This window comes from Burkholderia sp. Ed8 (genome assembly GCF_040761425.1).
GTDB lineage: Bacteria > Pseudomonadota > Gammaproteobacteria > Burkholderiales > Burkholderiaceae > Burkholderia > Burkholderia seminalis.
In genome coordinates this window covers 2,900,454-2,924,191 of record NZ_CP142885.1, presented here as the reverse complement: position 1 = coordinate 2,924,191, position 23,738 = coordinate 2,900,454, and the positions used below count along the sequence as shown (strand labels likewise).

At 68.4% G+C, this 23,738-nt stretch carries 22 protein-coding genes and 1 pseudogene; 9 read left to right on the top strand and 14 right to left on the bottom strand.

Going from position 1 to position 23,738, the window contains the following annotated elements:
- Positions 1–159 precede the first annotated feature (159 nt).
- The 3 genes from VXM69_RS13290 (at position 160) to VXM69_RS13280 (ending at position 2,860) form a co-directional block, all read left to right on the top strand.
- The gene (locus VXM69_RS13290; protein WP_034186019.1) at positions 160–543 is read left to right on the top strand and encodes a hypothetical protein; all 384 of its coding nucleotides are present in this window, start codon (positions 160–162) and stop codon (positions 541–543) included.
- Between the two features lie 62 nt (positions 544–605).
- Positions 606–1,775 (top strand): bacteriohopanetetrol glucosamine biosynthesis glycosyltransferase HpnI, encoded by a 1,170-nt coding sequence (gene hpnI / locus VXM69_RS13285; protein ID WP_083286538.1) that lies wholly within the window; start codon positions 606–608, stop codon positions 1,773–1,775.
- Positions 1,776–1,819: 44 nt separating this feature from the next.
- Positions 1,820–2,860, top strand: a complete 1,041-nt coding sequence (locus VXM69_RS13280) for a lysylphosphatidylglycerol synthase domain-containing protein (protein WP_367189241.1) — start codon at positions 1,820–1,822, stop codon at positions 2,858–2,860.
- Positions 2,861–2,888: 28 nt separating this feature from the next.
- Here the strand turns inward: VXM69_RS13280 and denD are convergent, their stop codons facing one another.
- The 8 genes and pseudogenes from denD to VXM69_RS13240 form a co-directional block, all read right to left on the bottom strand.
- Complete coding sequence (gene denD / locus VXM69_RS13275; RefSeq protein ID WP_367188734.1) at positions 2,889–3,860, bottom strand: D-erythronate dehydrogenase; 972 nt, start codon at positions 3,858–3,860, stop codon at positions 2,889–2,891.
- 28 nt (positions 3,861–3,888) lie between these two features.
- Complete coding sequence (otnI, locus tag VXM69_RS13270) at positions 3,889–4,665, bottom strand: 2-oxo-tetronate isomerase (protein WP_069705520.1); 777 nt, start codon at positions 4,663–4,665, stop codon at positions 3,889–3,891.
- A gap of 67 nt (positions 4,666–4,732) precedes the next feature.
- Positions 4,733–6,058 carry an MFS transporter gene (locus VXM69_RS13265; RefSeq protein WP_059556935.1) on the bottom strand — a complete coding sequence of 442 codons (1,326 nt, stop codon included), beginning with the start codon at positions 6,056–6,058 and terminating at the stop codon, positions 4,733–4,735.
- A 124-nt stretch (positions 6,059–6,182) separates the two neighbouring features.
- A complete protein-coding gene (locus tag VXM69_RS13260) occupies positions 6,183–6,821 on the bottom strand; it encodes an aldolase (protein ID WP_034186024.1) in 639 nt (212 codons plus the stop codon).
- Positions 6,818–8,107, bottom strand: coding sequence for a 3-oxo-tetronate kinase (gene otnK / locus VXM69_RS13255; RefSeq protein ID WP_367188733.1), 1,290 nt, complete (start codon positions 8,105–8,107; stop codon positions 6,818–6,820). Before otnK ends, VXM69_RS13260 begins: the two co-directional genes overlap by 4 nt.
- A 19-nt stretch (positions 8,108–8,126) precedes the next feature.
- Complete coding sequence (ltnD, locus tag VXM69_RS13250) at positions 8,127–9,017, bottom strand: L-threonate dehydrogenase (RefSeq protein WP_367188732.1); 891 nt, start codon at positions 9,015–9,017, stop codon at positions 8,127–8,129.
- Positions 9,018–9,087: 70 nt separating this feature from the next.
- Positions 9,088–9,792, bottom strand: coding sequence for a FadR/GntR family transcriptional regulator (locus tag VXM69_RS13245; RefSeq protein WP_034186027.1), 705 nt, complete (start codon positions 9,790–9,792; stop codon positions 9,088–9,090).
- A gap of 189 nt (positions 9,793–9,981) precedes the next feature.
- Positions 9,982–11,048: pseudogene (locus tag VXM69_RS13240) on the bottom strand (GlxA family transcriptional regulator).
- A 287-nt stretch (positions 11,049–11,335) separates the two neighbouring features.
- On the opposite strand from VXM69_RS13240, the gene VXM69_RS13235 reads away from it, so the two are divergent.
- Genes VXM69_RS13235 through VXM69_RS13210 form a run of 6 tightly spaced genes read left to right on the top strand, consistent with a single transcriptional unit; the run spans position 11,336 to position 18,377 of the window.
- The gene (locus VXM69_RS13235; protein WP_034186028.1) at positions 11,336–12,721 is read left to right on the top strand and encodes an L-serine ammonia-lyase; all 1,386 of its coding nucleotides are present in this window, start codon (positions 11,336–11,338) and stop codon (positions 12,719–12,721) included.
- 14 nt (positions 12,722–12,735) lie between these two features.
- Positions 12,736–13,980, top strand: a complete 1,245-nt coding sequence (locus VXM69_RS13230; RefSeq protein WP_006480591.1) for a sarcosine oxidase subunit beta family protein — start codon at positions 12,736–12,738, stop codon at positions 13,978–13,980.
- Positions 13,981–13,995: 15 nt separating this feature from the next.
- The gene (locus VXM69_RS13225) at positions 13,996–14,310 is read left to right on the top strand and encodes a sarcosine oxidase subunit delta (protein ID WP_049036437.1); all 315 of its coding nucleotides are present in this window, start codon (positions 13,996–13,998) and stop codon (positions 14,308–14,310) included.
- Positions 14,307–17,318, top strand: coding sequence for a sarcosine oxidase subunit alpha family protein (locus tag VXM69_RS13220; RefSeq protein ID WP_059556933.1), 3,012 nt, complete (start codon positions 14,307–14,309; stop codon positions 17,316–17,318). Before VXM69_RS13225 ends, VXM69_RS13220 begins: the two co-directional genes overlap by 4 nt.
- A complete protein-coding gene (locus VXM69_RS13215) occupies positions 17,308–17,940 on the top strand; it encodes a sarcosine oxidase subunit gamma (RefSeq protein WP_049036441.1) in 633 nt (210 codons plus the stop codon). Before VXM69_RS13220 ends, VXM69_RS13215 begins: the two co-directional genes overlap by 11 nt.
- The gene (locus VXM69_RS13210; protein WP_034186032.1) at positions 17,937–18,377 is read left to right on the top strand and encodes a dihydroneopterin aldolase; all 441 of its coding nucleotides are present in this window, start codon (positions 17,937–17,939) and stop codon (positions 18,375–18,377) included. Before VXM69_RS13215 ends, VXM69_RS13210 begins: the two co-directional genes overlap by 4 nt.
- Positions 18,378–18,600: 223 nt before the next feature.
- Here the strand turns inward: VXM69_RS13210 and VXM69_RS13205 are convergent, their stop codons facing one another.
- The 6 genes from VXM69_RS13205 to VXM69_RS13180 form a co-directional block, all read right to left on the bottom strand.
- Entirely contained in the window at positions 18,601–19,287 is a 687-nt protein-coding gene (locus VXM69_RS13205) for a lytic transglycosylase domain-containing protein (protein ID WP_034186033.1), read from the bottom strand.
- Positions 19,288–19,468: 181 nt separating this feature from the next.
- Positions 19,469–19,864 (bottom strand): NAD(+)--rifampin ADP-ribosyltransferase, encoded by a 396-nt coding sequence (gene arr / locus VXM69_RS13200; protein WP_367188731.1) that lies wholly within the window; start codon positions 19,862–19,864, stop codon positions 19,469–19,471.
- Between the two features lie 32 nt (positions 19,865–19,896).
- Entirely contained in the window at positions 19,897–20,664 is a 768-nt protein-coding gene (locus tag VXM69_RS13195; protein ID WP_034186035.1) for an ABC transporter permease, read from the bottom strand.
- Positions 20,661–21,599 (bottom strand): ABC transporter ATP-binding protein, encoded by a 939-nt coding sequence (locus VXM69_RS13190; protein ID WP_049036446.1) that lies wholly within the window; start codon positions 21,597–21,599, stop codon positions 20,661–20,663. The genes VXM69_RS13195 and VXM69_RS13190 overlap by 4 nt, the downstream gene beginning before the upstream one ends.
- Positions 21,596–22,774: an ABC transporter permease gene (locus VXM69_RS13185; protein ID WP_069705517.1), complete on the bottom strand. Its 1,179-nt coding sequence runs from the start codon at positions 22,772–22,774 to the stop codon at positions 21,596–21,598. The genes VXM69_RS13190 and VXM69_RS13185 overlap by 4 nt, the downstream gene beginning before the upstream one ends.
- Positions 22,771–23,694 carry an ABC transporter substrate-binding protein gene (locus tag VXM69_RS13180; RefSeq protein WP_049036449.1) on the bottom strand — a complete coding sequence of 308 codons (924 nt, stop codon included), beginning with the start codon at positions 23,692–23,694 and terminating at the stop codon, positions 22,771–22,773. Before VXM69_RS13180 ends, VXM69_RS13185 begins: the two co-directional genes overlap by 4 nt.
- Between the last annotated feature and the right edge of the window lie 44 nt (positions 23,695–23,738).

Sequence of the window (23,738 nt, the reverse complement as noted above, 5' to 3'; positions counted from 1 at the left end):
AACGCTTAAGGTTTGGCGCCGTTAATCCCGCTACCATCGGCCACGACATTTCTCGGGCGGTTCTCCGTTTCCCCAGATCCCGAACCGGGCGGGTGCGTGCGGCGCGAGCCGGACGCACCCGCCCGTCAATCCGCGATCCTTTCGATCGACCTACGGTCGATGCGTGTCGCCCGTACGGGAGGTTCAATCCTGATGGCATCCTCGACGATCGAGCGATGGCGTGCCTACCTGCTGATCGCCGCACTGGCCGGCATGTTCATCCAGTGTTTCGTGCTGGTCTCGTTGCTTGCATGGCGCGTACCGGAAGCGTTTTTTACCACGATGACGTTTCGCCTCTCGATCGTCGTGGCGCTCGCCGCCGCCATTCTTTCGGTTCGCAAGCTCGCCGGCGCGGCGTTCAGGTCCGCGCTGGCATGTGGCGATGTGCGCATGACGGGTATCGATCGCCGCACGGTAGTTGTGTCATCTGATTGCGCGTACCGTCGCTGGGTCGTCCTTCATATCCGGCTCAACGGGAACCGATACGGCGGCGTGCACGGGTGAGCCCGCGTGCGCGCCGCCGTTCCCGGGCGTCGCGGTCGTACGGGTCACCACTGGGGAGAAGCATGATTCTGCTGCATGTGCTGCACGCGCTGGCCGGGGCAATGTCGATCGTCTGCGGGCTGGGCGTGGTGCTGGGCATTGCGTATACGATCACGGCCAGCGTGCTGGTCGGCCGGTTCTTTTCCCGGGCGGCGGCGGAGCCGCGCGCGTATCCGGGCGTCACCGTCGCGAAGCCGCTGCACGGCGACGAATGGAATCTCGTCCAGCATCTCGAAAGCGGCTTCGTGCAGAATTATCCGGGGCCCATCCAGCACCTGTTCGGCGTGCACGATGCCGGCGACGCGGCACTCGCGGCCGTCGAAACGCTGCGCGCACGCTACCCGGACGCGAACATCAAGGTCGTCGCCGATGCGCGGCTGTACGGGCCGAACCGCAAGATCGCCAATCTCGTGAACATGCTCGAACATGCGGAGCATGCGGTGCTCTGTCTCGCCGATAGCGACGTGGTGGTCGAGCGCGATTATCTGCGCGCCGTCGTCGGCGCGCTACAGCAGCCGGATGTCGGCATCGTGACGAGCGTGTATCGCGGCGTCGCGTCGCCAGGCTTCTGGCCCGGCGTCGCCGTCGCGATGACGAACTACCATTTCCTGCCGGGCGTGATCACCGGGCTCGTCATCGGGCGCGCGCGGCCGTGCTTCGGGCAGACGATTGCGATCACGCGCGAGACGCTCGAACGCATCGGCGGGCTGGCGCGTTTCGCGCATCACCTGGCGGAAGATCACGCACTCGGCGAGGCGGTGCGGCAGGCGGGCGCGCAGGTCGTCATTCCGCCGTTCGTCGTCGGGCACGCGTGTGTCGAGGAGACGTTCGCGCGGTTGTACGCACACGAGTTGCGCTGGAGCTGCACGATTCGCGCGGCCGACCGGCTCGGTCATGCGGGGTCGGTGCTGATGCACCCGCTGCCGCTCGCGCTGCTGGCGCTGCTGTTCTCGGGCGGCGCGGCCGCCGCATGCGCGCTGACGATCGCGGCACTCGCCGCGCGGGTGCTGCTGATGGTGAAGACGAGCCGCGCGACCGGCGCGGGCCTGCGCGGCGCGTTCCAGCTGCCGTTCGTCGATCTGCTCCAGTTCGTCGTGTTCGTATCGAGCTTCTTTTCGTCGCATGTCGTGTGGCGTGGCACGCGCTTTCACGTCGACCGGGAAGGCCTGCTGTCGCCGGCCGCTGAATCGTGACCACCGGCACCAACACCGACGCCGCCCGTGCGGAACCGGGCGCCGTGCGCGGCGACGCCCGGCTGCGGCAGGCGGGGCGCGCGGCCGCGCTCGGCGGGCTGGCGCTCGCGGTGTGGCTGATCTGGCGCGAACATCCGCTCGATATCCTGCATCGCCTGCGGATCGCCGGCGCGGGGCTGCTGGTCGCCGCGCTCGCGCACATCCTGCCGATGCTCGCGAATGCGTGGGACTGGCGGATGCTGATCCGCGGCCCGCGCCGGCCGTCGTTCGTGACGATGCTGAAGCTCGTGTGGATCCGCGAATCGGTCAACGGGTTGCTGCCGGTCGCGCGCATCGGCGGCGAGATCGTGTCGTTCGGCCTGCTGCGGCAGGCCGGCGTGCGTCCGGCGACCGTCGTGGCGAGCCTCGTCGCCGACATGCAGCTGACGCTGATCAGTCAGCTGGTCTTCGCACTGGTCGCGATCGGCTACGTGCTCGAACGCGTGTCGTCCGATGCCGCGCGGGTGGCCGCGCACCTCGCGATCGGGATGGCCGCGCTGGTGCCGGTGCTGCTGCTGTTCGCGCTGGTGCAGCATGCGCGGCCGTTCGAGCGCGCGATGCGCGTACTCAACCGTGTCATGAGCGGCAAGGTGGTGGCGCTGGTCGGCGAATCGGCGCGGACCGATCAGTCGATCCGGTTGATCTGGAGAAAGACGGGCGTCGTCGTGCGCTACCTGGCGATCTGGCAGACGCTGCAGTTCGCGGGTTACGCGCTGGAAATCTGGCTGGCGCTGTATTTCCTCGGCGCCGATCCGACGTTTGCGCAGGCGCTCGCGATCGAGGCGCTGATCCAGCTGGTGAGCAGCATCGCGTTCCTGATGCCGGGCGGCCTGGGGGTGCAGGAGGGCGGGTTCGTGCTGATCGGCGGGCTGCTCGGGTTCGACCCGCCGACCTGCCTGGCGCTGGCCGGCGCCCGCCGCGTGCGCGACTTGCTGTTCTATCTGCCGGGCCTGCTGGCGTGGCAATGGGCGGCCGGTTCGTCGAACCGGCCGGGCGGCACGACACCCGCGTCGTTGCCCGCCGGAGAATCCGCCCGGCCGCGCTGACCCGGCCGCATGAGGCGCGACGCGCGAGTCAGCGCTGCGCGTCGGCGATATGACCGCGGATCACGTCGGCGAACGACGTATCGCCCTTCAACCCGAGCGCTTCCGCGCGCGACGTGTCCCAGCGGCCCGGCCAACTGCCGACGATCTTCTCGATGCGTTCGTCGGGCGCATGACGGATCAGCTTCACGACCTCGTTGCCCGCGACCTCGCGCAGCGCTTCGATCATTTCGTCGACCGAGACCGACAGGCCCGGCAGGTTGATTACGCGCTTGTTGCCGAGCGCCGCGCCGTCGAGCTCGCAACCGGCGACGAGCGCGTCGATCGCGCCGCGCGGCGACAGCAGCCACAGCCGCGTCGAGCCGGGCACCGGGCAGACGCTTTCCTCGCCGTTCAGCGGTTCGCGGATGATGCCGCTCGCGAACGACGACGCGGCGGCGTTCGGCCGGCCCGGCCGCACGCTGATGGTCGGCAACCGCAGCACGCGGCCGTCGACGAAGCCGCGCCGCGCGTAGTCGCACAGCAGCAGCTCGGCGATCGCCTTCTCGGCGCCGTACGACGATTGCGGGTTCAGTGCGGTGTCGTCCTGCACGACGTCGGGCAGCGTGCCGCCATACACCGCGACGGAGCTCGTGAACACGACGCGCGGCCGGTGGCCGCGTGCGCGGCACACTTCGAGCAGCGCGCGCGACGCGTCGAGGTTGATCCGCATGCCGAGATCGAAATCGGCTTCGGCCTGCCCGCTGACGATCGCCGCGAGGTGGAAGATCGCGCCCGTCCGCGTGTCGATCGCGCTTTCGAGCACGGCGCGATCCGCGATGTCGCCGACGATCGACGTCACGCGCGCATCGCCGAAATCGCTGCCCTTGACGACGTCGAGCAGCACCAGCTCGTCGATCTTGCCGGTCCGGCCGTCCGGGCCGGTCAGCTCGCCGCGCTCGAGGAGCTTGCGCGCGAGACGCTGGCCGAGAAAGCCGGCACCGCCGGTGATCAGTACTTTCATGTTCGTTGCCCTCTGAGGAATGCGTGAATTACAGGTACGGCCTGAGCCAGCCGAGGCCTTCCGACGTGCCGGCCTTCGGGCGGTATTCGCAGCCGATCCAGCCGTCGTAGCCGAGCGCGTCGATCAGCGCGAACAGGTACGGGTAGTTGAGTTCGCCGACATCCGGCTCGTGGCGCTCGGGCACGCCGGCGATCTGGATGTGACCGATGCCCGCGAAATCGCGCTTGAGCTTCATCGCGAGATCGCCTTCGACGATCTGGCAGTGGTAGCAGTCGAACTGCACCTTCAGGTTCGGCGCGCCGATTTCCGCGCGGATCGCCTGCGCGTCGTCCTGGCGGCTCAGGAAATAGCCGGGCATGTCGCGCTGGTTGATCGGCTCGATCAGGACCGTGATGCCGTGCGCGGCGGCGGCTTGCGCCGCATGGCGCAGGTTCGCGAGGTAGGTGTCGCGATGGCGCGCGCGGTCGGCGCCCGGCGCGACCATGCCGGCCATCACGTGCAGTTTCTTGTTGCCGAGCACGCGCGCATAGTCGAGCGCCTGGTCGATGCCGCGCCGGAACTCGTCCTCGCGGCCCGGCAGCGACGCGATGCCGCGTTCGCCCGCGGCCCAGTCGCCCGGCGGCGCGTTGAACAGCGCCTGTTCGAGATGGTGCGCGTCGAGACGCGCGCGGATGTCCTCTGCCGCGAAGTCGTACGGGAACAGGTACTCGACGGCCTTGAAACCGTCGTACGAGGCAGCGGCGAAGCGTTCGAGGAACGCATGCTCGGTGTACATCATCGAGAGGTTGGCGGCGAAGCGTGGCATGGCAGCGGGTCCTGTGAATGATTGGGGCGGGGCGCCAGGCACCCCGCGTCGAATGAAGGCAGCCGGATCAGCGGTTCACGAGTTTCGCGGGCGTGAGCCACACGGCGAGCGCGCCGATCACGAGCATCGCGGCCAGCACGTACATGCCGGACGACGTGCTGTGCGTGACGTCCTTCAGGTAGCCGATCACGTACGGGCTCGCGAACCCGGCGAGGTTGCCGACCGAGTTGATGATCGCGATCCCGGCCGCTGCCGCGGAGCCCGCGAGGAACGCGGTCGGCAGCGACCAGAACAGCGGCGCGCAGGTCAGCACGCCGCCTGCCGCGAGCGACAGGAACACGATCGACACCGCCGTATTGTGCGAGTACGACGCGGCGACCGCAAACCCGACCGCGCCCATCAGCGCCGGCACGATCAGGTGCCAGCGGCGTTCGCGGCGCTTGTCCGCGCTGTGGCCGAACAGGTTCATCACGACGATCGCGACGACGAACGGAATCGCGGACAGCAGGCCGATCTGCAGCGTGTCGGTGATGCCGGTCGATTTCACGAGCGTCGGCATCCAGAACGTGAGGCCGTACTGGCCCGTGACGAACGCGAAATAGATCAGCGACATCCACCACATGCGCGGGTCCGAGAACACGGCCTTCAGCGAATGGCCGTGCTGCTGCCGTTCCTGCGGCTGCGCGGCGATTTCGTCCTCGAGGAGCTGCTTCTCGCGCTCGTCGAGCCACTTCGCGCCGCGGATGCTGTTGTCGAGATACAGGATCGTCGCGATGCCGACGAGCACGGCCGGCACGGCTTCGATCATGAACATCCATTGCCAGCCGTGGAAGCCCGAGCCGCCGTGGAAGCGCTCCATGATCCAGCCCGACAGCGGGTTGCCGAAGATGCCCGACACGGGAATCGCGGACATGAACACCGCGATGATCTTCGCGCGCCGGTGCGACGGGAACCAGTACGTGAGGTACAGGATCACCCCCGGATAGAAGCCGGCTTCCGCGAGGCCGAGCAGGAAGCGCAGCACGTAGAACTGCGTCGGCGTCTTCACGAACGCGAACAGCGCGGACAGCAGGCCCCACGTGATCATGATCCGCGCGATCCAGATGCGCGCGCCGATGCGGTGCATCAGCAGGTTGCTCGGCAGCTCGAACAGGAAATAGCCGAGGAAGAAGATGCCCGCGCCGAGCCCGAACACGGTTTCGCTGAACGCGAGATCCTGCGACATCTGCAGCTTGGCGAAGCCGACGTTCACGCGGTCGAGATACGCGACCACGTAGCAGAGCATCAGGAACGGCACGATGCGCCAGAACACCTTCTTGTAGGTGCGGTCGAGTTCGGCCGCCTGGGCGGGCGCGGCGGGCGAGCGGCTTGCGGCCGCGTCGAGAGCAGTCATCGTCGTCTCCATGTATGTCGTGTGCCGGCGGCGCGTACGCCGCCGGATCGTGTGTGTGCTGACGGAAAGGCCCGCGCACACGGCGGGCATGGGAATCGGTGCGTGACGCGCGCGGTGCGCGGCGTTACCAGCGTGCGCCGAAGCGCTGGCGCAACGCGTCGAGCGCCGCGTCGGACAGCGGCTCGGGCTTCGGGTTCGTCATCAGCCACAGCCGCGCCGTCTCCTCGAGCTCCTCGAGCGCGTACGACGCTTGCGATACCGACGGCCCCCACATCACGGGGCCGAGGCGGTCGAGCAGCACGCCGCGCACTTGGTCGGCCAGCGCCGCGACCTCGGCCGCGACGGCCGGGTCGCCGGGGCGGCGGTAGCGGATCAGCGGAACGTGGCCGACCTTCATCACGTAGTACGGCGTGATCGGCGGCAGCACGTCGGTGTCGCGCCACACGCCCGCGAGCGTCAGGGCGACGAGGTGCGTCGAATGCGTGTGGACGACGCCGTTCGCTGCCGCGTTGCGCGCGTAGATGCCGCGATGCAGCGCGAGCGTCTTCGACGGCGTGCCGCCCGAGACGGGCTGGCCGTCCGGGCCGACCTTCGCGATGTCGTTCGGGTCGAGCCGGCCGAGGCAGGCGTCGGTCGGCGTGATCAGCCAGCCGTCGGGCAGGCGCGCGCTGATGTTGCCGGCGCTGCCGACCGCATGGCCGCGCGCATACAGGCTCGCACCGACCACGCAGATCTCTTCGCGCAGTTTCGCTTCGTCGCTCATCGTGCGGCTCCATCCAGCGCGCGCAGCGCCTTGTCGAAAAAGTCCGTCGTGCCGAAGTTGCCGGATTTCAGCGCGAGGCCGAGCGGCTCGGCGTCGATGGTGGCGGTGGCCGGCACGCCCGGATCGATCTGCGCGCCGATCTGCAGCGATTTCACGTCGAGCGCCTGCACGACCGCGCCGGACGTTTCGCCGCCGGCGACGACGAACTTGCGCACGCCGAGCGCGCGCAGGCCGCGTGCGATCGCCGCGAGCGTGCTTTCGACGAGATGGCTGGCGGCCTCGACGCCGAGTGCCTGCTGCACGGCCTTCACTTCGTCGGGCGTCGCCGTTGCGTAGATCAGCACGGGTTGCGGCAGGTGCGAGCGTGCAAAGGCGAGCGCCTGATCGACGACGAGCTCGCCGCGTGACGCCGCGAGCGGATCGATGCGGAAGCTCGGCCGCGTCGCGCGCCACGCGGCGACCTGCGCGTGGGTGGCTTTCGACGCGCTGCCGGCGAGCACGGCCGACAGCCCGTCGAGACGCGGCAGCGACGCCGCGTTGTCGCGCTCGGGCAATTGCTCCGCGCGGCGGAAATTCGCCGGCAGGCCGAGCGCGATGCCCGAGCCGCCGGTAACGAGCGGCAGGCCCGCGCACGCTTCGCCGAGCACGTAGAGGTCGCGGTCCGACAGCGCGTCGGCGATCGCGAAGCGGGCGCCTTCCGCGCGCAATTGCTCGATCCGCGTGCGCACGGCGGCCGCGCCGAGCGCGATCGTGTCGTAGCGGATCAGGCCGACCGCCGACTTCGTCTGCCGCTGCAGCACGCGCACGAGGTTCGCGTCCTTCATCGGCGTGAGCGGGTGGTTCTCCATCCCCGATTCGTTCAGCAGCACGTCGCCGACGAACAGGTGACCGCGGTAGATCGTGCGGCCGTTCTCCGGGAACGCCGGGCACGCGATCGTGAAGCCGCCGCCGGCCGCGTCGAGCAGCGCGTCGGCCACCGGCCCGATGTTGCCCGTGTCGGTCGAGTCGAACGTCGAGCAGTACTTGAAGAAAAACTGGCGGCAGCCCTGCGCGCGCAGCCACGCGTACGCGTCGAGCGATTGCGCGACGGCGTCGGCCGCGGGGATCGTGCGCGACTTCAGCGCGACGACGATCGCATCGGCGTCGAGCGTGGCAGCGCCGGCGGGCACGCCGATCGTCTGCACGGTGCGCATGCCGCTCTTGACGAGCATGTTCGCGAGATCGGTCGCGCCGGTGAAATCGTCGGCGATGCAGCCGAGCAGGGGACGGGAAGCGGAAGCGGTCATGGCAGGAACGTCGTTCGAATCAGCGGGCGGGCGGCAGCGTGATGCCGGGGAAGGTCTTGATCACGGCGGAATCGTCCTCGCCGCCGTGGCCGGCGCTCGACGCGCTCATGAACATCTGGTGCGCGGCGGCCGACAGCGGCAGCGGGAACTTGCTGCGGCGCGCCGTATCGAGCACGAGGCCGAGATCCTTCACGAAGATGTCGACGGCCGACAACGGCGTGTAGTCGCCGTTCAGGATGTGCGGCACGCGGTTCTCGAACATCCACGAATTGCCGGCGCTGTGCGTGATCACGTCGTACAGCGCGTCGGCGTCCACGCCTTCGCGCAGGCCGAGCGCCATCGCCTCGGCCGCCGCCGCGATGTGCACGCCGGCCAGCAGTTGGTTGATGATCTTCACTTTCGAGCCGATGCCGTGCGCGTCGCCGAGACGGTAGACCTTGCCGGCGATCGCGGCCAGCACGTCTTCGCATGCCGCGTACGCGGCGGCCGGGCCCGACGTCATCATCGTCATCTCGCCGGAGGCCGCGCGTGCGGCGCCGCCCGACACGGGCGCGTCGAGCATCTGCAGGCCGGCGGCCTCGATGCGTGCGCCGAGCGCGACGGCGAACTCGGGCGCGACGGTCGCGCTCGCGATCACGACGCCGCCCGGCTTCATCGCCGCGACCGCGCCGTGTTCGCCGAACAGCACCGTTTCCGTTTGCGCGGCATTGACGACGAGCGTGACGACGACGTCGCACTGCGCGCCGAGTTCGGCCGGCGTCGCGCAGGCCACGCCGCCTTCGGCGGCGAACGCCTGCAGCACGGTGTCGCGCACGTCGCATGCGTGCACGCGCAGGCCGGCGCGCAGCAGCGAGCGTGCGACGCCGAGGCCCATCGCGCCGAGGCCGATGACTCCAACATTTCGTGACATGGTCAACCTTGATCGATTCGGGAGAGGTTCGTGACGGCGGCGGCGCCCGTGCGGGCAGCGGCCGCCGGCTTCAGCAGATGCCGGCTTCCGCGAGACGGCGGGCGGCGTTGTACATGTGCGTACGCGCTGCGTTGCGCGCGGCCATCGGGTCGCGTGCGCGGATCGCGTCGGCAATCGCCGCATGCTCGTCGCGCACCTGGCGCGAGAAGTCCTCGCGCGTCGCTTCGTTGCGCCGCGTGACCTTCACGCCGGCTTCGAGGTACTGGTTCAGGAACTGCAGCGTCTTCAGGAAATACGGGTTGCCGGTGACGGCCGCGATCGTGCGGTGGAACGCGACGTCTTCCGCGACGCCGTCGCGACCAACGGCTACCGCATCGTCGATCTTGCGCAGCGCGTCGTCGATGTCGGCCATGTCTTCATCGCTGTGGCGCAGCGCCGCTTCGGCCGCGACTTCGGCCTCGATCGCGCGGCGCACCGCGAGCAGGTGCGGCAGCGACGTGGCTTCGACCGCTTCCGCGTAGTCGATCCGCAGCGGCCGGATCGCGCCGTGCTGGTTCACGAACACGCCGCTGCCCTGGCGCGGCTCGACCACGCCTTCGTTCTTCAGCCGCGAAATCGCCTCGCGGATCACCGTGCGGCTCACGCCGAACTCCTGCGCGAGCACGGCTTCCGTCGGCAGCTTGCCGGTGGCCGAGAAACTGCCGACTTCGATCTGCTTGAGCAGTTGCTGCGCGACGTGGTCGCTCATCGCACGGGCGGGAATTTTCTCGAACATGACACTCTGGTTTGTAAGGTGATGTGGTCATCATACAAATTTGAGTGAGCATCAGCATCCGGGATAACCCTCGATTTTGGACGACCAACTTCGGCTAAGTTGACTGAAACCGGTTCCAACGCCGCCTAAACCGACCCGAACGCGTGGGGTTGCGTGGTCGATTGGAAAGAGGGGCGGTGTGCGTCGCCGTCAGTCGGCGACGTCTTCGACCGGATCGGCCGCGGCCAGCTCGCCGGCTTCGACCCCTTCGCCGCCGCGCTCGCGATAGGCTGCCGGCGGCACGCCGAACTGCTTGCGGAATTCGCGCCCGAGGTGCGATGCGTCGGCGAATCCGCAGCTCGACGCGATATCGGCGACCGTGCGGTCCGAACTCGTCAGCAGCCACGCGGCGGTGCGCAGCCGCACCTGCTTCGCGAATGCTTGCGGGCTTTTGCCGGTCTCGGCCTTGAACAGCCGCTCGAGCTGCCGTGTCGACAGGTCGAGCTTGCACGCGAGTTCCTCGAGCGGCAGTGCGCGTCCCACGTGTTGTTCCATCAGGAGAATCGCGCGCTTGACCTTCGGGTGCGTCGCCGGTTCGAGGCCCGGCGGGTGCGGCTGCGGCGCGTTGCCTTTCTGCATCTCGCCGACGAGCAGGATGCGCAGCGCCTTCTGCACGGTGGCGTGATCGAAATGGCGCAGCAGGATCGCCGCCGCGACATCGATCGACGCGCGGCCGCCCGAACAGGTGATCCGGCGCCGGTCGATCACGAACAGGCGGTCCGCGATCAGCAGGTCGGGATCGGCCGCGGGGAACCGCTCGATGAAATCCCAGTAATGGAACCAGCTCACGCAGGTCCGGTAGCCGTCGAGCACGCCGGCGCGCATCAGCGTGAACACACCGGTGCAGATGCCGACGACCGTCGCGCCGCCGGCCGCCGCGCGGCGGATGAAGTCGAGCGTTTCAGGGCCGGCCTGCGGCCCCGAATGCAGCAGCCCGCCGACCACCACCACGTAATCGAACGGCTCGGCCGCGTCGAACGTCTCCCACGGCGTGATCTGGATCCCGCAGCTCGCGCGCACCGGCGCGAGCGTCTCGCCGATCACGCTCCACGCGCAGCGCACGGGCTTGCTGTAGTCGCCGTCGTCGGCCGACAGACGCAGCATGTCGACGAAGCCCGAGAAGGCCGTCAGCGTGAAGTTCGGCAGCAGCACGATGCCGAAGCGGATGCGCCGCGGCGCGGGTTCTGCGAGGGGGAAGCGGGTACGTCGGGGGTCATCGCGGCCAATCTCGTCACGCCGGGCGGGCGGTCTCACTCGTTTCACACTGTTTGCGGGTTGCGGCTGCCGGAGGCGACGCGGATGCAGCCAGCGTCGCCGATCGGCCGCGGCCGGACTTGTGGTTTTTCGTCGCCAACCATCGCCAAAACGCACTTTCGGGGTAGCCGGCGCGGCGCTTGGCGGCGGTATCCCACGCCGATGCCGTTTTTGTTCTATCGGCCGATTTTACGCTTTGATGTACTGAGGCCCAACGACATTTCACGACCGCCCATCCAGAGGAAGCCAGATGAACGTCAGCGCGTTCGACCTGTTCAAGATCGGCATCGGCCCGTCCAGTTCGCATACGGTCGGCCCGATGATCGCCGCGTGCCGCTTCGCGTCGCACGTCGAGGACGCGAACCTGCTCGGCTTCGTGCGCCGCGTGCGGGTCGAGCTGTACGGCTCGCTCGGCGCGACCGGCAAGGGCCACGGCACCGACAAGGCCGTGCTGCTCGGCCTCGAGGGCCACCTGCCCGACACGATCGATCCCGACCTGATCGAGCCGCGCCTCGCCGTGATCCGCGCGGAGAAGACGCTGTCGCTGCTCGGCAGGCAGACGGTGCGCTTCGACGAAAAGGAGCACATCGGCTTCTATCGCAAGCTGATGAGCGGCACGAGCATCGTGCACCCGAACGGGATGCGCTTCCAGGCATTCGACGAGCACGGCCAGCTGCTCGTCGAGAAAGAGTATTACTCGGTCGGCGGCGGCTTCGTCGTGAACCGCGACGGCGATCGCGTGAACGGCGTGCGCGCGGCGGTCGAGGTGCCGTACCCGTTCCGCACCGGCGACGACCTGATGCGCCAGTGCCGCGAGCACGGCCTGTCGATCGCCGAGCTGATGATGCGCAACGAATGCGCGCTGCGCCCCGCCGACGAAGTGCGCGCCGGGCTGCTCGCGATCTGGCGCACGATGGCCGCCTGCGTCGAGCGCGGCTGCAAGGTCGAGGGCGACCTGCCGGGCCCGATGCGCGTGAAGCGCCGCGCGGCCGAGCTGAACGGCCGCCTGCGGGCGCGTTCGGAAGAGTCGCTGCGCGACCCGCTGTCGATGCTCGACTGGGTCAACCTGTATGCGATGGCCGTGAACGAAGAGAACGCGGCCGGCGGCCGCGTGGTCACCGCGCCGACCAACGGCGCGGCCGGCGTGATCCCCGCGGTACTGCACTACTACGTGAAATTCGTGCCGGGCTCGAACGAAGCCGGCATCGTCGAATTCCTGCTGACGGCCGCGGCGATCGGGATCATCTACAAGGAAACCGCGTCGATCTCCGGCGCGGAAGTCGGGTGCCAGGGCGAAGTGGGCGTCGCCTGCTCGATGGCCGCCGCCGCGCTCGCCGCCGTGATGGGCGGCACGCCCGACCAGGTCGAGAACGCGGCCGAGATCGGCATGGAGCACAACCTCGGCATGACCTGCGATCCGGTGGGCGGGCTCGTGCAGATCCCGTGCATCGAGCGCAACGCGATGGGCGCGATCAAGGCGCTGAACGCATCGCGCATGGCGCTCAAGGGCAACGGCCAGCACTACGTGTCGCTCGACTCCGTGATCAAGACGATGCGCGAGACCGGCGCCGACATGAAGACGAAATACAAGGAAACGTCGCGCGGCGGTCTCGCCGTGAACGTCATCGAATGCTAACGAAGGACCACAACATGAGCCGCTACTCGATATTCAGCCTGTTCCGCAACGGTCTCTCGTATCACGAGAACTGGGAAAAGCAGTGGAAGAGCCCGGAACCGAAGAAGGAATACGACGTCGTGATCGTCGGCGGCGGCGGCCACGGCCTCGCGACCGCGTACTACCTCGCGAAGGAACACGGCATCACGAACGTCGCGATCCTCGAGAAGGGCTGGATCGGCGGCGGCAACACCGCGCGCAACACGACGATCGTGCGCTCGAACTATCTGTGGGACGAGTCGGCCGCGCTGTACGAGAAGGCGATGAAGCTGTGGGAAGGGCTGTCGCAGGACCTGAACTACAACGTGATGTTCAGCCAGCGCGGCGTGATGAACCTGGCCCACACGCTGCAGGACGTGCGCGACACCGAGCGCCGCGTGAATGCGAACCGACTGAACGGCGTCGACGCCGAATTCCTGACGCCCGCGCAGATCAAGGAAATCGAGCCGACGATCAACCTGAACAGCCGCTACCCGGTGCTCGGCGCATCGATCCAGCGCCGTGCGGGCGTCGCGCGCCACGATGCGGTGGCGTGGGGCTTCGCACGCGGCGCCGACCGCGCCGGCGTCGACATCATCCAGAACTGCCAGGTGACGGGCATTCGCCGCGAGGGCGGCGCGGTGGTCGGCGTCGATACGGTGAAGGGCTTCATCAAGGCGAAGAAGGTCGCGGTGGTCGCGGCCGGCAACACGACGACGCTCGCCGACATGGCCGGCGTGCGCTTGCCGATCGAAAGCCACCCGCTGCAGGCGCTGGTGTCCGAGCCGATCAAGCCGGTCGTCAACTCGGTGATCATGTCGAACGCGGTGCACGCGTACATCAGCCAGTCCGACAAGGGCGACCTCGTGATCGGCGCGGGTATCGACCAGTACACGGGCTTCGGCCAGCGCGGCAGCTTCCACATCATCGAAAGCACGCTGCAGGCGATCGTCGAGATGTTCCCGGTGTTCTCGCGCGTGCGGATGAACCGCCAGTGGGGCGGCATCGTCGACGTGTCGCCGGACGCGTGCCCGATCATCACCAAGACCGACGTGAAGGGCCTCTATTTCAACTGCGGCTGGGGCACCGGCGGCTTCAAGGCGACGCCCGGCTCGGGCTGGGTGTTCGCGCACACGATCGCGCGCGACGAACCGCATCCGCTGAACGCGCCGTTCGCGCTCGACCGCTTCTACACGGGCCACCTGATCGACGAGCACGGCGCTGCCGCCGTCGCGCACTGAACGAGGAGAAACAACATGTTGCTGATCGAATGTCCGTGGTGCGGGCCGCGCGCCGAATCCGAATTCTCGTGCGGCGGTGAAGCCGACATCGTGCGCCCCGTCAACAACGAGAACCTGACCGACCGCGAATGGGGCGAGTACGTGTTCATGCGCGAGAACAAGCGCGGGCTGCACAAGGAGCAATGGCTGCACACGCAGGGTTGCCGCCGCTGGTTCAAGGTCACGCGCGACACGGTGACCTACGATATCAAGGGCTACGAAAAATTCGGTGGGGCTGCCATCAGCGGCGCCGCTGCCGGCAACGCACACGAAGAGGGCACGAGCAAATGAGCCAGAAAGACCGCCTCGGCACCGGTGGCCGCATCAATCGCGCGATTCCGTTGACGTTCACGTTCAACGGCCGCACGTACCAGGGCTTCCAGGGCGACACGCTCGCGTCCGCGCTGCTCGCGAACGGCGTGCACTTCGTCGCGCGCAGTTTCAAGTACCACCGTCCGCGCGGCATCGTGACGGCGGACGTGGCCGAACCGAACGCCGTCGTGCAACTGGAGTCCGGCCCGTATACCGTGCCGAACGCGCGCGCGACCGAGATCGAGCTGTATCAGGGCCTCGTCGCGACGAGCGTGAACGCCGAGCCGACGCTCGAGAACGACAAGTACGCGATCAACCAGAAGTTCTCGCGCTTCATGCCGGCCGGCTTCTACTACAAGACGTTCATGTGGCCGCGCAACATGTGGCCGAAATACGAAGAGAAGATCCGTGAAGCGGCCGGCCTCGGCAAGGCGCCCGACGTGCTCGACGCCGATCGCTACGACAAGTGCTACGCGCACTGCGACGTGCTCGTGGTCGGCGGTGGCCCGTCGGGCCTCGCCGCCGCGCATGCGGCCGCGACGGCCGGCGCGCGCGTGATCCTCGTCGACGACCAGCGGGAATTGGGCGGCAGCCTGCTGTCGTGCCGCGCGGAGATCGACGCGAAGCCCGCGCTGCAGTGGGTCGAGAAGATCGAGGCCGAGCTGCGCAAGCTGCCCGACGTGACGATCCTGTCGCGCAGCACCGCGTTCGGCTACCAGGACCACAACCTCGTGACGGTCACGCAGCGCCTGACCGATCACCTGCCGGTGTCGATGCGCAAGGGCACGCGCGAGCTGCTGTGGAAGGTCCGCGCGAAGCGCGTGATCCTCGCGACCGGCGCGCACGAGCGTCCGATCGTGTTCGGCAACAACGACCTGCCGGGCGTGATGCTGGCGGGCGCGGTGTCCGCCTACGTGCATCGTTTCGGCGTGCTGCCGGGCCGCAACGCGATCGTGTTCACGAACAACGACCGCGCATACCAGACCGCGCTCGACCTGAAGGCGTGCGGCGCGAAGGTGACGGTCGTCGATTCGCGCGCGTCGTCGAACGGCGCGCTGCCGGCCGCCGCGAAGCGGCAGGGCGTGACGGTGATGAGCGGGGCGGTCGTCACGGCCGCGTCGGGCAAGTGGCGCGTATCGTCGGTCGACGTCGCGTCCCTCACGAACGGCCAGGTGGGCGGCAAGCTGCAGACGATCCCGTGCGACCTCGTCGCGATGTCGGGCGGCTTCAGCCCGGTGCTGCACCTGTTCGCGCAGTCGGGCGGCAAGGCTTGCTGGAACGACGAGAAGGCCTGCTTCCTGCCGGGCAAGCCCGTGCAGGCGGAAGCGAGCGTCGGCGCGGCGGCCGGCGAATTCGGGCTGGCGCGCGCATTGCGGCTCGCGGTCGATGCGGGCGTGGAAGCGGCGAAGGCCGCGGGCTTCACGGCCGCGCAGCGCCCGGTCGCGCCGCAGGTCGCGGAAACCGTCGAAGGCGCACTGCAGCCGCTGTGGCTCGTCGGCAGCCGCGAGGCAGCCGCACGCGGGCCGAAGCAGTTCGTCGACTTCCAGAACGACGTGGCGGCCGCCGACATCCTGCTCGCCGCGCGCGAAGGCTTCGAGTCGGTCGAGCACGTGAAGCGCTATACGGCGATGGGCTTCGGCACCGACCAGGGCAAGCTCGGCAACATCAACGGGATGGCGATCCTCGCGGGCGCGCTCGGCAAGACGATTCCCGAAACGGGCACGACGACGTTCCGCCCGAACTACACGCCCGTGTCGTTCGGCACGTTCGCGGGGCGCGAAACGGGCGATTTCCTCGACCCGATCCGCAAGACCTGCGTGCACGAATGGCACGTCGAGCACGGCGCGCTGTTCGAGGACGTCGGCAACTGGAAGCGGCCGTGGTATTTCCCGAAGAACGGCGAGGACCTGCATGCGGCCGTGAAGCGCGAATGCCTCGCGGTGCGCAACAGCGTCGGCATCCTCGACGCATCGACGCTCGGCAAGATCGACATCCAGGGCCCCGACGCGGTGAAGCTGCTGAACTGGATGTACACGAACCCGTGGAACAAGCTCGAAGTGGGCAAGTGCCGCTACGGGCTGATGCTCGACGAAAACGGGATGGTGTTCGACGACGGCGTGACCGTGCGCCTCGCCGACCAGCATTTCATGATGACCACCACCACCGGCGGCGCGGCGCGCGTGCTCACGTGGCTCGAGCGCTGGCTGCAGACCGAATGGCCCGACATGAAGGTGCGGCTCGCGTCCGTCACCGACCACTGGGCGACGTTCGCGGTGGTCGGCCCGAAGAGCCGCAAGGTCGTGCAGAAGGTGTGCCAGGACATCGACTTCGGCAACGAGGCATTCCCGTTCATGAGCTACCGGAACGGTACCGTCGCGGGCGCGAAGGCGCGCGTGATGCGGATCAGCTTCTCGGGCGAGCTGGCCTATGAAGTGAACGTGCCGGCGAACGCGGGCCGCGCGGTGTGGGAAGCGCTGATGGCGGCCGGTGCCGAGTTCGACATCACGCCGTACGGCACCGAGACGATGCACGTGCTGCGCGCGGAGAAGGGCTACATCATCGTCGGCCAGGACACCGACGGGTCGATCACGCCGTACGACCTCGGGATGGGCGGGGTCGTCGCGAAGTCGAAGGACTTCCTCGGCAAGCGCTCGCTCGCGCGGTCGGACACCGCGAAGGAAGGCCGCAAGCAGTTCGTCGGCCTGCTGACCGAAGACGAACAGTTCGTGCTGCCGGAAGGCGCGCAGATCATCGCGAAGGACACGCAGGTGTCGGCGGTCGATCCGACGCCGATGATCGGTCACGTGACGTCGAGCTACTACAGCCCGATCCTGAAGCGCTCGATCGCGCTCGCGGTGGTGAAGGGCGGCCTGAACAAGATGGGCGAGAGCGTCGTGATTCCGCTGGCCAACGGCAAGCGCATCACCGCGACGATCTCGAGCCCGGTTTTCTACGATACCGAAGGGGTGCGCCAGCATGTGGAATGAAACGAGAAACCAGACGCAGGTGGCGGGCGCGGGCGGCGTGACGCTTGAATCGCCGTTCGTCGGCGCGGCCGATGTGCTGAAGCCGCATCAGGCGCGCGCATCGAAGAAGTTCACGCTGCGCGAGCGGCCCTTCCTCGATCTCGTCAACGTGCGCGGCGAGTTGAGCGATCCGGCGTTCGTCGCCGCGTTCGAGCGCGTGGTCGGCTGCCGGCCGCCCGCGGAGCCGAACACGGTTGCGCGCGGCGCCGAGTACGACGTGCTGTGGCTCGGCCCCGACGAGTGGCTCGTGCGCTCGAACGGGCCCGTGCCGGCCGGCGTGCTCGAGGCGAAGCTCGCGGAAGCCGTGCAGGGTTCGTATGCGGCGGCCGTCGATGTCGGCAGCGGTTATACGGTCGTCGAGATCAGCGGCGAGCGCGTGCGCGACGTGATCGCGCGCGGCTGTCCGCTCGATCTGCATCCGCGCGTGTTCAAGCCGGGCCAGTGCGCGCAGTCGCACTACTTCAAGTCGCCGATCACGCTGATCCCGACCGGCGACGACACGTTCGAGATCGTCTTGCGTCGCAGCTTCGCGGACTATTTCGTGCGCATCATGCTCGACGCCGCGGCGCCGCTCGTGTCATGAAGCCGTTCGACGAACCGTTCGTGGCGATCGACGCGCCGCGCCTGCGCGGGCGCGGCTGGAGCGTGTTCGTCGACGAACTGAAGGTGCCCGCGCGGATCGGCATTCATGCGCACGAGCATGAAGCGCCGCAGCCGATCGTGATCGACGCGCGGCTCGGGTATCGCTGCGAGCCGAGCGAGCAGGGCGAGTGGATCGATTACGACGGTTATTGCGCGCGTGTCGCGTCGTTCCTGTCGCACAAGCCGCATACGCGGCTGCTGGAGACGCTCGTCGCCGATATCGCGGTGCTGTCGTTCCGCGAGTGGCCGGCGCTGGAGTCGCTCACGCTGTCGGTGTACAAGCCGAAGATCCGGCCGGGGACGAAACGCGTCGGCGTGTCGCTCGACTGGACGCGGGGGGATTACTTGCGGTGGACCGGGGCGGCCGGGCAGCTTTGATCAAAGGGGGCTGGATCAAGGCACGAGGGAGGTGATCCGGAGACTCCACGGGGCGGCGGCGCGAATGCGCCGCCGCACGCGTTTATCGTTCCTGAAATATGCGAAGAATGTGACGTTGCCGCCCATTGGCGCTTGTGTTCCTGAAATACCGGAACAATTGATGGTTCGGCCTGTGAATCGCAATATGTCGGACCGTCGACGCGCGAACGCGGGTGCGCATTGCTTACTTCGCGTTGCGGTTCGCGGCGGGCGCAGGGCCGGACGGATCGCTGACCGGCACCATCTGCGCCTTCCCGTCGTTCGCGGTATTCGCGGCTTTCGCATCGTCATCGGGTTCGAGCACGAACCGGAACGAATCGACCCGTTGCATGACCTTCGCCGCATACGCGCTGGATCCGCCGCTGTAGCTCTTCAGCCCGGCCTGGACGTTGCCGCCGGCCGCTTTCACGTAGCCGGAGAGAATCCGGGAGCCGGCCTCGACGTTCGCATTCGGTTCGGTCAGGTCCTTCACGTTGCGCAGCATGCCGCGGTGCGCGGACGGCACGACCTGCATCAGCCCGGTCGCGCCGTGCTGGCCGCGCGCCTTTTCCTGGAAGCGCGATTCGATCGAGATGATGGCGTAAACGAGGGCGGGAGGCAGCGAATATTTCGTCGCGGTGACGCTCACGATATCGGCGAGCTTCGCGGCCTTTTCTCTTGCGACGCCGAATTTCTTCGTCAGGTAGGACGTGATGCGGCGGTTTGCTTCGTTCGGCTGATCGTTGGCGTTCGCGAGCGGCGCGGAGGCGACAGCCGGCGCCGATGCCAGCACGTCGGGCGCGGAGGCGGGCATAGCGGGCGTTTGCTCGGCCGATACCTGTTGCGCAATGCCGAGCGAGAGCACGATCAGCCAGAAAAACCGTCGTCGCATGGTCGAGTGCGGGGAAATGGGAGGCGCACAGTATATCGGCCAATCGCGCAAGACGGTCGAGCGCCGGCTCGAATGAAAGCGATGTGTAGGCTTGTGACGTTCGCAACGATCGACGCGGCGATCGACGCGGCAATCGTTGCGGCAATCGTTGCGCGGACACGCATCGGAGTCCGGATGACCGCTAGTTGATGATCTCGCCGATGCCGGTTTCGATGCGGATTCTCAGCTGCTGAATGAACGCCGGATCGTACGGTTCCCAGTGATCGAGTTCGCCAACGATCTTCAAAGGCGATGTGCTTCGATACGAGCGCGTCGGATTGCCCGGGAATTTCTTGTCCGTGACGTTCGGGTCGTTTTCGAATGCCCCGGTGGGCTCGACGATATAGACCCGCGGGTTGCCGTCGCCTTTGGCCATTTCCGCGGCCAGGCCGGCGCCCTTGGGCAGGGCCGTGAAATAAACGTGATTCATCACGACGTCATCCCGATAATTCGATCTGAAGCCCGCCGTGAGCAAGTCGCCGATCCGCAAATCCGCTTTCGTGCCATGAAAAAACGGGCCGGTGTCCAGGACGCCCATGGCTTCTCCTTCGAAAAATGTCGCCGTGTTTTCTAGGCGCGCCGCGCGCTCGCCACTCGCGCAATCGACCCGATCGCATCGCTGACGAGCACCGCGAGCAGCCCGACGATCACGCCACCTTGCAGCACGAACGCGGTGTTCGACGTCTGCAGGCCCGCGATGATCACGTCGCCGAGCCCGCGCGCGGCGACCGTCGAGCCGATCGTCGCGGTGCCGAGATTGATCACGACCGCGAGCCGGATCCCGTTGACGATCACCGGAAACGCGAGTGGCAGTTCGACCGACACGAGTTGCTGCCAGCCGCTCATCCCCATCCCGCGCGCCGCGTCGACGACGTCGCGCGGCACGTCCTCGAGCCCTGCGATCGTGCTTTCGAAAATCGGCAGGAGCCCGTACAGCACGAGCGCGATCAGTACGGGCTTCAGGCCGAAGCCGACGGCCGGCACGGCCAGCGCGAGCACCGCGACCGGCGGGAAGGTCTGGCCGATATCGACGACGCTGCGCGCGACCGGCAGGAAATCCGCGCCGGCCGGCCGCGTGACCGCGATGCCGGCCGCGACCGCGACGATCGTGCCGATCAGGCTCGACAGCGCGACCGTGCCGAGATGCGCGAGCGTGAGATCGAGCAGGCTCGCACGATCGTAGATGACCGGCGCGCCGTTGTCCGCGAACGGCGCGAATACCCCCTGCAGCCACGCGGGGCGCAACAGCAGCACGAGCAGCAGCGCGAGCGCGGCCGCGCGGGCGACGTACGCGGGAAGTGCCGAACGCGTCGGCCGCACGCTGCCATGCGCCGTCATGCGGGCTTCCTCGCATGCGCGCGGATCGCATCGAGCGTGATGCGGCGCGCATTGCGCTCGCCGCCGTCGTCGACGGGCAGCGCGTCGACGCCGCGCCACAGCAGCTCGGACACCGCATCGCGCAGCGTGCGCGTCGCGGCGATCGGCTCGCCGTCGGCGTGGCCGGGTTCGGCCACCGTATCGATCGGCGTCAGCGCGAGCAGGCGCAGCGGCCGGTCGACCCCCGCGACGAGCTGCTCGACGACACCGGCCGCCGGCTTGCCGAGAATCTCGGCCGGCGGCGCGACCTGCAGCAGCCTGCCGCCGTCCATCACCGCGATCGTATCGCCGAGCTTCAGCGCTTCCTCGATGTCGTGCGTGACGATCACGACCGTGATGCCGAGGCGGCGCTGCAGCGCGAACAGGTCGTCCTGCGCCTTGCCGCGAATGATCGGGTCGAGCGCGCCGAACGGTTCGTCCATCAGCAGCATTGCGGGCTCGGCCGCGAGCGCGCGCGCGACGCCGACGCGCTGTTGCTGGCCGCCCGACAGTTCATGTGGCAGCTTGCCGGCGAATTCGGCCGGCGCGAGATGGAACAGGTCGAGCAGTTCGTTCACGCGCGCGTCGATGCGCCCGGGCGGCCAGCCGAGCAGGCGCGGCACGGTCGCGATGTTGCGCGCGACGCTCCAGTGCGGAAATAGCCCGTGCCCCTGGATCGCGTAGCCGATGCCGCGCCGCAGTTGCTCGGGCGCGACGGTCGCCGTATCGACGCCGTCGATGCGGATCGTGCCGCTGGTCGGCGCGATCAGCCGGTTGATCATGCGCAGGAGCGTCGACTTGCCGCTGCCCGACGCACCGACGAGCGCGGTGATCGTGCCGCGCTGCATCGTCAGCGACACGTCGTCGACGGCGATCACGTCGCCGAAGCGTTTGCCGACCCGTTCGATCTCGATCATCCTGCACGCCCCTTCGCGAGCGATGTCGCGGCTTCGAACACGACGGCGGCCGCCAGTGCGAGCGCGATCGTCGGGATCGCGCCGAGCAGCACGAGATCGGCGGCCGATTGCCCGATCCCCTGGAAGATGAAGGTGCCGAACCCGCCGCCGCCGATCAGCGCGGCCACCGCGGTCAGGCCGATGTTCTGCACGAGCACGATGCGCACGCCGCTCAGGATCACCGGCAGCGCGAGCACGAGATCGACGCGCAGCAGCCGCTGCGCGCGCGTCATGCCCATCGCGCGTGCCGCTTCGGTTACGTGCGGCGGCACCTGCCCGAGCCCGACCACGACGCTCGAGGCGATCGGCAGCAGCGAATAGAGGAACAGCGCGAGCACGGCCGGCGCGACGCCGATCCCGCGGATGCCGAGCGCGGCCGCGAGCGGCACGTGCGCGGCGAGCAGGCCGAGCGGCGCCATCATCAGCCCGTACATCGCGATGCTGGGGATCGTCTGCACGACGTTGAGCACGGGCATGGCGAGGGTCCGCACGGACGCGACGCGCGCGCATGCGATGCCCAGCGGCAGGCCCGCGACGAGCGCGGCGGCCACCGAGCCGCCCGCGAGCGAGACGTGACGGATCGCCTCGCGCCAGAAATCGTCGCTGCGCACCGCGTATTCGCGCATCACCGAGAGGCCGTCCCACCAGCCGCTGGCGAGCGGCACCGAAATCGCCGCTATCGCGACGACGAGCGCGACGAGGCGCCGCCACGGGCCGAACGCGAGTCGTGCGAGCGCGTCGGCGACGAGCACGGCCCACGCGAACAGCAGCAGCCAGACGCCCGCGTCGGGCGACACGCGGGCCAGCATGTCGTCGGGCGCGACGACATGCCGCGCGGCCGCGCCGACCGCATACGCCAGCGTCGCGAGCCCCGCGCAGCCGGCCGCGAGCCGCCAGGCGGGGCGGCTCGCCGTCATCGCCCACAACGCGCCGGCGGTCCACAGCGCGGCGAGCGCGGCGCCCTGCATCGCGGGCAGCGCGGCGAACACCGACAGCCCGGTGCCGGCCGCGATCCGGTTCGGCCGCAGCACCGCGAACGACAGGCCGAACACGGCGACGATCGTCAGTACCCCGATCAGGATGCCGACCTTGTCGAGTGTCACGCGCCGCGCGGATGCGGCCGCGCGATCCGTCATTTAACGAAGCCCTTCGCTTTCAGGTAGCTTTTCGCGACGCCGGCGGCCGGTTCACCGTTGATCTGGATGCGGGCGTTCAGCGATTGCAGCGTCTTCAGGTCGAGGCTCGCGAACACGGGCTTCAGGTAGTCGGCGATCTGCGGATGCGCTTTCAGCACGGCTTCGCGGATCACGGGCGCCGGGGCGTAGACGGGCTGCACGTGCTTGTCGTCGTCGAGCACCGCGAGGCCGCTCGACGCGATGCCGCCGTCGGTGCCGTAGACCATCGCGGCATTCACGCCGTCGGTCTGGTTCGCGGCGGCCTTGATCGTCGCGGCCGTGTCGCCGCCGGACAGCACGACGAGCTGTTCGGGCTTCATCTTGAAGCCGTACGCCTTCTCGAACGACGGCAGCGCGGACGCGCTGTTCACGAATTCGGCCGATGCCGCGAGCTTCACCTTGCCGCCGCCGGCCACCCACTTGCCGAAATCGGAGAGGGTCTTGAGGTGCTGCGACTGCGCGACGGGGGCGAGCAGCGCGACGCCCCACGTGTTGTTCGCCGGCGCCGGCTCGAGCCACACGAGGTGGTTCGCCGCATAGTCGAGCTTCTTCGCGGTGTCGTAGCCTTGTGCGGCGTTCTTCCACACGGGGTCGTCGGCCTTGTTGAAGAAGAACGCGGCGTTGCCGGTGTATTCCGGGTAGATGTCGATCTCGCCGCTCGTGAGCGCCTTGCGCACGATCGGCGTCGTGCCGAGCGCGATCTTTTCGGTGACCGGAATGCCGTGGGCCTTCAGCACCTGCGCGACGAGATTGCCGAGCAGGTTGCCTTCGGTGTCGATCTTCGACGACACCACGACGGGCGTGTCGGCGTGCGCGCCGGGCGCGACGACGGCGGCGGCGAACACGAGGCCCAGGATCCGGGCGGGCAGGGCGAGCTTCATTGGGCCGATCTCCAGGACGGGGGCGTACGCCGAAAGTTACTTGA